Source organism: Shewanella sp. 10N.286.51.B2, assembly GCF_041469265.1.
In the GTDB taxonomy this organism is placed as follows: domain Bacteria; phylum Pseudomonadota; class Gammaproteobacteria; order Enterobacterales; family Shewanellaceae; genus Shewanella.
Window position 1 is genome coordinate 36,640 of sequence record NZ_JBFRKH010000038.1, and the last position, 13,133, is coordinate 49,772.

The 13,133-nt window shown below is 41.1% G+C and carries 9 protein-coding genes; 5 read left to right on the plus strand and 4 right to left on the minus strand.

Annotation, left to right across the window (positions count from 1 at the left end):
* Window positions 1–57 precede the first annotated feature (57 nt).
* The 4 genes from AB4140_RS10105 (at window position 58) to AB4140_RS10120 (ending at window position 7,245) form a co-directional block, all read left to right on the plus strand.
* Entirely contained in the window at window positions 58–2,082 is a 2,025-nt protein-coding gene (locus AB4140_RS10105) for a glycoside hydrolase family 97 protein (RefSeq protein WP_372000865.1), read from the plus strand.
* Window positions 2,083–2,578: 496 nt separating this feature from the next.
* Window positions 2,579–4,147: an MFS transporter gene (locus AB4140_RS10110; RefSeq protein ID WP_102476635.1), complete on the plus strand. Its 1,569-nt coding sequence runs from the start codon at window positions 2,579–2,581 to the stop codon at window positions 4,145–4,147.
* Between the two features lie 62 nt (window positions 4,148–4,209).
* The gene (locus AB4140_RS10115) at window positions 4,210–6,717 is read left to right on the plus strand and encodes a glycoside hydrolase family 15 protein (RefSeq protein ID WP_372000833.1); all 2,508 of its coding nucleotides are present in this window, start codon (window positions 4,210–4,212) and stop codon (window positions 6,715–6,717) included.
* Between the two features lie 174 nt (window positions 6,718–6,891).
* Entirely contained in the window at window positions 6,892–7,245 is a 354-nt protein-coding gene (locus AB4140_RS10120; protein ID WP_102437350.1) for a DUF805 domain-containing protein, read from the plus strand.
* Between the two features lie 103 nt (window positions 7,246–7,348).
* Here the strand turns inward: AB4140_RS10120 and AB4140_RS10125 are convergent, their stop codons facing one another.
* From AB4140_RS10125 to AB4140_RS10140, 4 genes are all read right to left on the minus strand, one after another.
* A complete protein-coding gene (locus tag AB4140_RS10125) occupies window positions 7,349–8,290 on the minus strand; it encodes a DUF808 domain-containing protein (RefSeq protein ID WP_372000835.1) in 942 nt (313 codons plus the stop codon).
* A gap of 30 nt (window positions 8,291–8,320) precedes the next feature.
* Window positions 8,321–9,292, minus strand: coding sequence for a transporter (locus tag AB4140_RS10130; RefSeq protein WP_303502659.1), 972 nt, complete (start codon window positions 9,290–9,292; stop codon window positions 8,321–8,323).
* A gap of 76 nt (window positions 9,293–9,368) precedes the next feature.
* Entirely contained in the window at window positions 9,369–10,409 is a 1,041-nt protein-coding gene (locus tag AB4140_RS10135) for a LacI family DNA-binding transcriptional regulator (protein WP_102476632.1), read from the minus strand.
* An 88-nt stretch (window positions 10,410–10,497) separates the two neighbouring features.
* Window positions 10,498–11,196, minus strand: a complete 699-nt coding sequence (locus tag AB4140_RS10140; RefSeq protein WP_102437345.1) for a DUF3334 family protein — start codon at window positions 11,194–11,196, stop codon at window positions 10,498–10,500.
* Between the two features lie 290 nt (window positions 11,197–11,486).
* Here AB4140_RS10140 and AB4140_RS10145 point away from each other — a divergent pair, with 290 nt between their 5' ends.
* Entirely contained in the window at window positions 11,487–13,133 is a 1,647-nt protein-coding gene (locus AB4140_RS10145; RefSeq protein ID WP_372000838.1) for a methyl-accepting chemotaxis protein, read from the plus strand.

Consider the following 13,133-nt stretch of genomic DNA (forward strand, 5'->3'; position numbering starts at 1 on the left):
ACTAAAACTAAAACTAAAACAAAATATCAGTCGGTTTTTAATCTCAGCGCACTTTCCATATTCATTAGCTGTGTCCTGTCAGGAATAACGCCAGGAGTTCAGGCAAAAACGGTGACAATCAGCTCTCCCAGTAACAATATTACCGTCAGCTTATCTGATGATGCTGATAGACCAGAATATAGCGTCACCTTTAACGGCGAACAGGTAGTAAACGCATCTCGAATGGGTTTGGTTTTTGAGTCTTTGGGAGAATTTGGCAGTGGTTTTAAGATCAGTAAATCTGCCACTGACAGCAATCAATCGCACTGGCAACAACCTTGGGGCGAACGTGAATGGATTGAAGATCATCACAATAAACTCACCACCAGCTTTAGTAACGGTAATTACCACTTTATCGTAGAATTTAAGGTGTTTGATGATGGTTTAGGCTTTAGATATCAAGTGCCAACACAAAAAGGGCTTGCCTCAAAATCCGCCTTAAACATTACCAATGAACTAACTGAGTTTTCAATTCCTGATGCCCATAATGCGACTGCTTGGTGGATACCGGGGCGCGGCTGGAATCGATACGAATACTTATATAACACGACGACGGTAAACAAAGTCGACCGTGCTCATACCCCCTTCACTTATAAACTCGCTTCAGGCACTCATTTAAGTATTCACGAAGCGGCACTGACCGATTATGCCGCAATGGTGTTAGATCAGCGCCGTGATGGCACCCTTAAAGCGGATTTAACCCCATGGTCAGATGGCATTTTAGTCAAAACTAAACCTGGATTTACTACCCCATGGCGAACCATTCAAATTGCCGAAAAAGCCACTGGTTTACTCAATTCAGATTTAATCCTTAACTTAAACGAACCTAACAAGCTCGGTGATGTGTCGTGGGTTGAACCAGGTAAGTATGTTGGGATTTGGTGGGGAATGCATCTTAATGAAAATACTTGGGGTTCAGGTGATAAACATGGCGCAACGACCAGCGAAACTAAACGTTACATGGACTTTGCTGCTAAGTACGGCTTTGACGGCGTATTAGTTGAAGGCTGGAATGTCGGCTGGGATGGCAGTTGGTTCCATAATGGCGATGTGTTTAGCTTTACTAAACCATATGATGATTTTGATATTGATGCTGTCAGTGAATATGGCGCTAAACAAAACGTGCGCTTAATTGGTCACCATGAAACCTCAGGTTCTGTAACGAATTACCGTAATCAAATGAGTGATGCTTATGATTTATATAAAAAGCATGGCGTAACTCAAATCAAAACGGGTTATGTGGCAGATGGGGGTGACATCAAGCGTGTTGATGAAAACGGTATTACCCGCCATGAATGGCATGATGGCCAGTTTATGGTGAATGAATACCTGCACAGTATTACCGAAGCCGCAAAGCGTGGCATTAGTATTAATACTCACGAACCCGTTAAAGATACTGGTCTGCGCCGCACCTATCCAAACTGGATTGCCCGAGAAGGCGCCCGCGGCCAAGAATTTAACGCTTGGGGAACTCCGCCCAATAACCCAGAACATACCGCGATTTTACCTTTTACTCGTATGCTGTCAGGGCCAATGGATTTCACTCCAGGGATATTTAATCTCGCACCAGAAGGCTTAGATGCGGTTAATCGGGTGCAAACAACATTAACTAAGCAACTCGCTTTGTATGTAGTGCTTTATAGTCCAATTCAAATGGCGGCGGATTTACCACGTAATTATGTTGAACGCCTTGACGCCTTTCAGTTTATTCAAGACGTTCCCACTGATTGGAGTGAGAGTATTGCGGTTGCTGGTGAAGTCGGTGATTTTGTTGCCTTTGCGCGTAAAGACCGTCACTCTGATGATTGGTATCTTGGCGCACTCACTGATGAACAAGCCCGCAGTTTTGATGTTGTATTATCATTTTTAGATAATAACCAACAATATGAAGCACAAATATATCGTGATGGCGATAAAGCGAACTGGGAAACCAACCCATATGATTACGTCATTGAAACGACAAAAGTGACTTCGAAAGACAATCTGTCACTGGTATTAGCAAAAAGTGGTGGTACTGCGATTCGTTTTAAAGCCTTAAATTAAAGCCTTTTAAAGCGCTTTAAAGACAAAACACAACAATTTTACCCCAATAAAACCTGATGTATTGCAATGTTCACTTTTTGTGTTCATTGCCATCAGGTTTTTGTTCATTTACATTGACCTACCAAATATCGGTTAATGCGCTATTTACCCCCTTCCTGTTACAAATATGATCAGCTTTCGTTGTGCATAAATGATGAATACGTATGTAATTGGTTGTGCCTAAATCCGACACAAGGCTAATATGAAACCTGCTAAATTTCTCCTCTGCTTGTGTGGATGAAATGGGCTAGGTCGTTACTGGCGCATCACCTTCATCGGATTGTGTCAGGTTTTAAGTGCCTTTTTTTACTTCAGCCTTTTTGAAGTGCAAACCAGGTCTTTGGCGAATACCCGTCTTAGGGAGATGTGTATTCGCCATTTTTTTACCTAGTACATTAGCAAACGTGATAATAAGAGTTCAGCCATGAAGTTGAACGACCTATAAAAAGGAAGATACATGTCTACCGATACGATTAGTCAAACATCGACAAATACTCAGCAGCGTCAGCAGCCAGAACTCAACTTTTGGCAAATCTTTAATATGTGCTTTGGTTTTTTGGGGATCCAATTCGGTTTTGCACTGCAAAATGCCAATGTCAGCCGTATTTTCCAAACGCTAGGTGCTGAAATTGACGAAATTCCTATTCTTTGGATAGCTGCTCCGCTGACTGGACTCATAGTCCAACCAATTATCGGTTATTTAAGTGACAACACCTGGAACGGGCTTGGCCGTCGTCGCCCGTATTTTTTAATTGGCGCAATTTGTACCACGCTGGCGTTATTTGTCATGCCGCACTCTCCTACTCTGTGGATTGCTGCCGGTATGTTGTGGATTATGGATGCATCAATCAATATCGCTATGGAACCGTTTCGTGCTTTCGTTGGTGATAACTTGCCTAAGAGTCAACGTACTCAAGGCTATGCGATGCAAAGCTTCTTTATCGGCATTGGCGCGGTTGTTGCCTCTGCACTGCCTTATATTCTTACCAATTACTTTGATGTTGCAAACACAGCACCTGCTGGGGAGATTGCCGACTCAGTTCGTTATGCCTTCTACTTTGGTGGCGCAGTATTATTCTTAGCTGTCGGCTGGACCATTGTTAGCTCTAAAGAATATTCGCCAGAAGAAATCAGTGCCTTCCATGCACATGAACAAACCGCTAAGCAAGAAGACCGTATTGATGAAACTCGCAGCCGCACCGCTACGCAATATAAAACAGCAGCACTGGTTTGGATGACTATTGGTGCGATATTTACTGGGTTAGTTTATGGACTCGGTTGGGACAAACAGTTATTTATTCTTAGTATTGGCATCTTTGCTTTTGGCCCATTACAGCTTTATTGCGCTAAGGTACTTGCTGGGGTCAAGGGTAAAAAACGTGACTCTTTAGGTATGGTATTTAACGTCGTTGATGACTTATTTCATATGCCTAAAGCCATGCATCAACTGGCTATAGTACAATTTTTCTCATGGTTTGCACTCTTCGCCATGTGGATTTATACCACCTCAGCGGTGACCTCTTATCATTACGGCAGCTCTGATGTTGTTTCACAAGCTTATAACGACGGCGCTGACTGGGTCGGGATGTTATTCGCTTCATACAATGGGTTTGCCGCCCTTGCTGCTGTGATGATTCCTTTTTTAGCTAAAGCCGTAGGGATTAAATTTACTCACACCATCAACTTAACACTCGGTGGACTAGGGCTAATTAGCTTTTACTTTATTAAAGACCCACAAATGTTATGGATCCCAATGATTGGTGTCGGCATCGCTTGGGCCTCTATCTTATCAGTGCCTTATGCCATGCTATCAGGCATATTACCGCCTAAAAAAATGGGCGTATTTATGGGCATATTTAACTTCTTTATTGTTATTCCACAATTACTTGCCGCAAGTGTTTTAGGGGTGATTTTAAATGGCTTATTCGATGGTGAACCCATTTTTGCATTAATCACTGGTGGGGTATTTATGATTATTGCTGGTATTGCGGTGTTATTTGTCGATCAACCCAGTTCACAAGCTTAAACAGAAAATCAAAACTCATTAAGTTATAAAAATTATTTAAAAATATTTGGGGAACGTTATTCATGAGCGCAATGTTAAATATTAATAACTCACAAACAATTTGTTTTAAAAAGTCATTTGTCGCTAAGGCGATCAATACTGCTGTTGTAACGGGTTCATTACTGGCATTATCAGCCTGCTCTGACGCTGAAGTAGCACCAGAACAAACCATTGAAACAGCGGCTGAGATCACCACCATTAAGCAAGTCGCCCCCGGCGCTCCGGGTATCGATCCAACCTGGGCATTTTCTGGTAAGACTGGTATTGGCACCTCTTATGAGCCTTATGTAAACGGTCAATACCAAAGCACAGCAGACAACCCAGTGAGTAAAGTCTGGTTTTCCATAGCCCAAGGTGTGCTAACAGAAACCATGTATGGCTTGATCCACAATGCGCAGTTAAAAGAAATGCAGTTCATCATTACTGGTGATGGCTTTGTTGATACTGAAAAACAAGACACCATCAGTAGCATCGAATATTTACATCAAGATGATCAAGGCCGTCCATTATCATTAGCTTATAAAGTGATTAATAAAGCTAAAAATGGCCAGTACCAAATTGAAAAGCATATTTTTACCGATCCAAACCGTGACAGCATGATGATGAAGGTGATTTTTACCGCTTTTGCTGATGGTATTACCCCACACTTATATGCCAATCCACATGTAGATAATAGTGGCGCCAATGATATCGCCAGTATTGAAAATGGCGCGTTAGTGGCATACACCAATAATGCTGACTCATCAGTAATGACCATCAAATCTGATGTAGAATTTACTCAAGCCAGTGCCGGTTTTGTCGGTAAATCTGATGGATTAGTTGATCTAAAAGACAACGGTCAGCTCAATAACCTCTATAACACCACCAGCAGTGATAACAGTGTTATTGGCAATGTTGCGCTTACTGCTCAATATCCAACCTTAAGCAAATCAGCAGATAACAATACCCTAGAAATGAATATTGCTATCGGCTTTGGTCATGATAAGCAAAGCAGTTTAGCCAATGTCGATGCCACATTGACTAGCGGCTATGACAAGGTATTAAGTGCTTATCTTGGCGATGACAAACATGTCGGCTGGAAAGACTATTTAAGTTCGTTACCGGTATTAAACGACATGAGTGTTAATACCACTGATAACGGTCAATTGCTTTATACCAGTGCTCTTGTGTTAAAAGCTCAAGAAGATAAAACCCACGCAGGCGCATTAATCGCTTCACTGTCTAACCCTTGGGGAGACAGTGTTTCTGCAAAGGTGGGTAGCACCGGTTATAAAGCGGTATGGCCGCGTGATTTTTATCAGTGCGCCATGGCATTTTTAGCCATGGGTGACACACAAACCCCAAAAGTGGCTTTTGAATATTTAAAGAAAGTACAAGTCAGCCAACAAACACCTGAATATGTCGGTACACCTGGCTGGTTTTTACAAAAAACCCACGTCGATGGTGAAATTGAATGGGTTGGCGTCCAGCTTGATCAAACGGCAATGCCAATTATGCTTGGTTGGAAATTATGGCAAACGGGCGTATTAACTGATGCAGAAATCAGTCAATGGTATAGCGACATGCTTAAACCTGCGGCAGAATTCTTGGTCACTGGCGGCAATGTAAAACTAGATTGGAATGACACCAGTATTACGCCTCCTAGCACCCAACAAGAACGCTGGGAAGAACAAGCGGGCTTCTCACCTTCTACCACTGCTGCGGTTATTGCTGGGCTGGTAGCCGCCAGTGATTTAGCTAAGCTGGCCAAAGATGAAGATGCTGATAAATACCTACAACTGGCGCGTAAGCTAGAAGCCAGTCTTGAATCAACAATGGTGACGACAACGGGTGAACTAAGTCAGGACAATAAACCTTATTATGTTCGTATTAGCCCAAATGGTAACCCAAACAATGCCGACAAGTTATTAGATAACAATGGCAAACCGGGTCTTGATCAAAGAGTCATTCTTGATGGCGGTTTTTTAGAGTTAGTACGTTACGGCGTAAAAGTCGCTAATGACAGTGTGATTCAAAACAGCGTTATGCTAATTGATGACACAAGCCTTGAGCACAACCTAAGAGTTAAGTACGAATTTAAAGCCAAAGATGGCAGTTTAATTCCTGGCTTTAGACGCTATGGAAATGATGGTTATGGCGAAGATATCACTACGGGTTTAAGTTATGCCGAAAAAGGCAACACTGAAGACCAACGTGGCCGCGTATGGCCTTTCTTTACTGGTGAGCGTGGACATTATGAACTGGCGTTAGCTAAAGCCAATGACACTCTGACAACTGAAAGCCATCAAGCGCTTATAAACACCTATGTTCAAGGCATGGAAACCTTTGCCAATGAAGGCATGATGTTACCAGAACAAGCTTGGGACGGTGTGGGTAACCCGACGCGTTATAACTACGCGATGGGCGATGGCACCAACTCAGCGACACCACTTGCATGGACACACGCAGAATACGTGAAACTGGTTCGCTCTATGACAGATAAAGCCGTATGGGACTATTACCCTATCGTGGCTGACAAACTGGCTAAATAACCGCAAAGGTTTACATACATTCAAAAGCCGCAAATAAAATTTGCGGCTTTTTTATGCACTTAGGCCAAAAAAACGTGCTTAATTGTTGGTATGTCTGACTAAAGTAGTTAATACTATTCTCGCAACAAATTGTTGCAAACCAAACAATAAACAAACAACGTTAAGGAACAACCCATGGATTGGTATATTAAGGTTTTAAAACAATATTTTGATTTTTCAGGACGAGCAAGACGCAAAGAGTATTGGATGTTTGGTCTAATTAATTTAATTTTCTGCATCGTGTTGATGTTAGCGGATCAAGCTCTAGGCACGGTTTTTATATATTCACTATATTCTATCGCTGTTTTAATACCAGGAATTGCTGTTTCTGTAAGACGTCTTCATGATACAGATCGAACTGGTTGGTGGTTATTAATTGGTTTAATTCCACTAGTTGGTATTATCGCTCTTATTGTTTTCTTCTGCTTAGATAGTAAGGAAGACAATGATTATGGCGCCAATCCTAAAGCGGTTAACACTGACGCCTAATATCGAACAACGAGTATGATTACAAAGCTAAGTTAGTAAAAAAAAGCATATTGAATTTCAATATGCTTTTTTATTTGCCCAAACAAAAATCAGACTCCTGAAACTAACTCAATTGCTGTTTTAATTTTAAGCCTGCATTTATTAACAGCAAAGTGACACCACCAGCAATGAGTCCAAATAATGCGTTTAACAAGCTTGGCGTAATAGCTTGTAGTATCACGCCAACATAAGCTAACTCTCCCGCCATTACAGCGATATGGCTAATTTGTTCACCTACGATATGAATCCCATGGGTTAAAATGCCGCCACCCACCATAAACATCGCAATGGTGCCAATAATGGTTAAGCCCTTCATTAGATATGGCGCTGCTGCAAGTAGCCAAAAACCGATTTTGTGCCATATTTTTACTAATGTGCCCTCACCTTTTCTTTGGGTAAGGTAGAGGCCTAGATCATCAATTTTTACTATGCCAGCCACTAAGCCATACACCCCTACAGTCATAATTATTGCTATTATACTTAAGGTTAAAAACTGGCTCATTAAACTACTTTGAGAAACAACACCGAGGCTTATCGCTATAATTTCAGCAGACAGGACAAAGTCAGTTCTAATGGCACCTTGAACCTTCTTCTTTTCAAATGCGGCCAAATCTTGTTTTGATTTTTCAACAATTTGTTCATCTGCCACGGCCACTTTTTTATCTTTACGATGTACATAACTATGGTGCACCTTTTCAAAGCCTTCATAGCATAAAAAGATGCCGCCAAACATCAGTAAAGGGGTGATCGCCCAAGGAATAAAAGCGCTGATGAGTAAAGCGGCCGGGACTAGAATTAATTTGTTTCTAAAAGAGCCTTTGGCTACCGCCCATACCACCGGTAACTCACGCTCTGATGCAACACCAGAAACTTGTTGCGCATTAAGCGCTAAATCATCACCCAATACCCCTGCGGTTTTTCTTGCCGCGACTTTACTCATCGCGGCGACATCATCTAATATTGTTGCAATGTCATCGAGTAAAACTAATAAGCTTGCACCCGCCATAATGGCATCCTTGTCATTTCTACTAATCAGTTAAAAGGCAATTTGCCATAATAGACCAAAGGTATCGAAATCGTTACCTATACGGGTAATAACACCGGTACTGGCATACACTTTAATACTGTGTTGCTGATTTAAAGCCAATGAGTAAGTCAATCCAAAGCGCGAATTATCCTGACTATCATTCGCATCAATACCATTTTTATCCGTTTCACCACCAACAAAATAATTGCCGCTTAACGACAACCATTGGCCACGAGCAATACTGTAAATAATGTGACCTTGAAAAGTATATTGTGGGTCTTTTGAAAGTAAAACCTCATTATAAAATTCATCATTATCACTATAAAAACGAACAGAGCCCATGGCACTGTAATACCAATCGCCTACTTTATAAGAAATACCAATGCCCGGTCTAAATACCCATTGGTTGGCACCAGCATTAATCAGTTTGGTTTCATCATAAGAACCAACAGGAATGCTCAGCTGTAAGCTTGTCCCCATTACGAGTCCTTCACGATATTGCCCAAAGTCTTTTTTTTCAACGGCTGGAGCGCCGTAAAAGTTCCATGTTAGCCGTACATTAGGATCACTATAACCACAACGATCAGCTTCTACAAATTCGCCCAAGTAATTTGCACTGCCTTTCATACAAACTCGTGAAGCAGAAACGTCTAGTTTTGATGAACGGCCCGCAATAGCAAAGCTTGTGGCATAACCCACTACCGCGGCATCAAGTGTGAGCTGGGCATCTTTGAGAGGAACTGAAGGAGATGGCGATAATGCCCCTTCAGAGTGTAAATATCCAAGGGCAACAAAGTGCATGCCAATAGGAATATTGGTGTAACTTCTCGGTTCAAGGTCTTGGGCTTTAATTGATAGTGGAAATAGTAGCAGTACGATGAGTAAGAGGATGAGCAATAGCCAGCTTAATGGCCAGTAAAATAACTGGCGCCAGTAGTGTCGAGTCTCAATGACCAGCAAAAATACACCTTTAAATGTCACATTATTATCCATAATAATTTCAAACCAGCTATGAAATAATAGCTGGTCAAGTGTGAATCCGTCAGTATTTATCTGATTAGCTTTGATCTTGCTCTGCAGTACCACATGATTGACGCACCACTAAATTAGTCGGAATAAGTTGCGGCGCCACTTCTTTCCCTCGAATGAGTTTTAGCAGACTTTCTACCAGGATCTCACCGGCTAATTTAGTATTTTGCCTAACCGTCGTCAGCGCCGGATTAGCAAAACTCGCCACTGGTATATCATCATAGCCAACCACAACAATATCTTCAGGTACCCTCACACACCGTTGCTTTAAAGCGCGTATCGCACCAATTGCAATTAAATCACTGGCGGCAAAAATAGCGTCAAATGGATGGCCACTATCCAATAAATTGATGGCCGCATCAAAACCTGAGCTTTCAGTGCTAATGGCATCAAACTGAATATTTTTATTGGCTTTAATGCCTACTTTTTTTAATGCATCAACATGGCCTAGATAACGGTCTCTAAATTCTGGGCTATGCTCAGATGCATCACCCAAAAAGGCAATGTTTTGTTTATTTAACGAGATAATATGCTCTGTGGCTATCACCCCACCTTGCTGGTTGTCACAGCCAATTGATAACACTTCTTTGTGGTTAGGCTCTGCGCCCCAAATGACAAAATGGGTATTTTGCTCCAGCAGCTTTTGTAGTTTGTGCCCATAATCCACATAATCGCCATAACCTAATAAAATAATGCCATCGGCTTTATTACTGTCTTCATAATCGGCATGCCAGTCGCTAGAAAGCTGCTGAAAAGATACCAGCAAATCATAACCTTGCTGCGCCGTAGCACGGGTTATAGAGCCTAGCATCGATAAGAAAAATGGATTGATTAACGATTCATCGTTAGTGGGATCTTCACAAATCAATAATGCCAGCGTGTAACTATTTTGAGTACGTAAATTACTGGCGTTTTTATCCACTTTATAGTTAAGTTCTTTCGCAATAGCTTGAATACGTTGCCTTGTTTCAAGATTGACTAAGGGACTATTTCTCAGCGCACGAGAAACAGTCGATTGAGATACACCTGCTTTGTAAGCAATATCAATTGAAGTAGCTTTAGATGTCATATTCGCATCACGCCTTTATTATAGTTTTTTAGGTACTCTGTTATTGTTTATACCTAAAATGACATTAACAATCACCGTTTAATTACTTTTATAAACCTAATTCACTTAACAGATCATCAGCTTCATTTGTAACAGCAACTGCAGCACTTGTTGCTGCCAAATAATCTGCCTGCTTGTTAACACGATTGCCATGGCTTTCAATTAAAGCATCAGGGTCTATATCTTCATCCATGGCAAACTCTTTAAGTTTAATAAACTCCGTTTTATCCATGGCAAATTCAAGATAAAAGATATGATTATCTGCCGTTCTAAAGGTAACTCTTCGAGATACGGCCTCATCTAAATTGGTATCGATTGATATAGTCAGCTCTTTATTGATAGTCAACATTTTAGGCTGGCTTTGACTGATAGAGGTTTGTAATTCCTTAGAAATGGTTTTAATGAAATTACCCAAAATTTGATTCATTAATTCGCCCATCACATTGGCAACATCATCAGATGTATGTGAAATGGCTAGTTCAGATTCAGGCATGCCCATGTTAAGCATGTAGCGACGGTAAATTTCTATAGCCGCTTCTTTGGTAAAATTGATCACCACTAAGCCAGAAAAACCACCATCAAATATAGAAAAACAGCCAAGATCAGGTTTTAAACAGGTGCGAGTGATGTTTTGCACCATACCGGCATGAGTCACTTGACTGTCGCTGGTGCTTGAGAGGACATGGGTTACTGAGTGACATAACTTGAGTAAAATATCATCAGTAGTAACGACTTGCAGAGAATTCATAACAATGTTTGCCTTGTTTTAAAATTGCTTCATTTTAGGCTTATCACTGAACAAATCAAAGCTAAAACATTTTATTAGCAAAAATAAATACCCGCACCAACAAATGCTCAATATAAGCAAATATTTTTAATGGTTTAGATCAATATAATTAAACCTTTCCCCACCTAAAAATGTATCATTTTGTACGAAACCGTTATTAGCTCACAAAAAACCACATAAATTGTTATTTATATAACAATTTATGACAATGTTTTACTCATAAATATTTACCTAAATACATAAGGTCAAAAATGATTTCCTTTTTACGGCAATTAACAATTTTAAAACGCCTTTTTATAATGCTAGGCCTAGCAGCTGTTGGTACTGTCATTTTTGCCAGCTTCTCGATTAATGAGCAGTACAACAATTTATTAAAGCAAAAACATCTACAACTTGATGCACAAGTTTCCACGGCGGTATCGATGCTTGATGCACTGAGCGCTAACAAGCTAACAGTTGATAATGACACTAATGATCATCAAAGATTAGCCGAGCAAGCACTCTCAATTATCAATGATATCCGCTACCTGACAGATGATGCCTATATTGTATTCAACCAAGAAGGCAGCGTAATCAGTTTTCCAGCTAACGAGTCAAATTTGGGCCGCAGCGCAGAGTCATTTATTGCAGCTGATGGCAGCCTGCCCTTTGTTGAGTTAATCACTGAAGCTAAAACCAACACAACTGCCCATTTGGATTATCAAGGCAGTAAAGGATATTCGAGTAAAGTTACAACAATTTTGGCTGAAGCGCATTTTTATCCTCAATGGGGCTGGACCATTATCGCTCAAGCAAGCGCCGCCGATGTTAATGAGAGTATGGGCAGTGTGATTATTAATTATTTGATTATTATGTTGATAATCTCCATCCCAATTTTTGGCTTTTTTTTACTGCTTAATGTATCAATCACTTCACCTATTAATGCAGCCATTGCTGCTATGGAAGATATCGCAAAAGGTGAAGGTGATTTATCTAAGCGCTTAAACAACAGTGGTAATGACGAAGTGGCGAAAATGGCCGATGCCTTTAATGCATTTGTCGAAAAAATTTCAACTATGGTGGCCAACTTAAAACCACTAGGTACTGAACTTGATACCGATGCGCAGCAGCTATTGGTGGCCGTGGAAGAATCCAACCAAAGCGCGGAGCTAATACACCGCGAAACCCAAAGTGTCGCCACTGCTGTTAACCAAATGTTAGCCACCACTAATGACATGGCACAAAACACCTATCAAGCTGCAGATGGTGCCAACAACGTTAAACAACAAGCGCAGCAGTCTCAGCAGTTTATGCAGCAAACAGTGCATGAAACCCAAATACTGGTGACTGAACTTAAAAATGCTGAAAGCGTTACTCATGATTTAGGTAAATCTTCAGTTGAAATCAGCAGCATTTTAGACACCATTGGCGCCATTGCAGATCAAACCAATTTATTAGCATTAAACGCTGCAATTGAAGCTGCGCGGGCCGGTGAAAATGGTCGCGGTTTTGCTGTAGTTGCCGATGAAGTTCGCGCCCTTGCCACCCGTACCCAAGCCTCTACCAATGAAATTAATAAAATAATTTCTCAGATCCACAATGGCGTTGAACATGTCATAACAAGTAATACTGAAACCCAGTTGCAATCTGAGCAATTACAAACTAAAGCAATACAATCGCAACAAGCCATGACTGAAATCTTAACCGTGATTGCCAGTATCAGTGATATGAACACGCAACTTGCCAGTGCTACCGAAGAGCAGTCACATGTAACCGCCGAAATTAGCCGTAATATCACCACGATTTCAGATCTCACTGAGGTAGCGGTTAAATCCAATGAAACGAATAGCCAAGCCGCGCAGTCATTACAGCACATCAGCCAACATGTGACTCAGACCTTGAGTCAGTTTAAAACATAA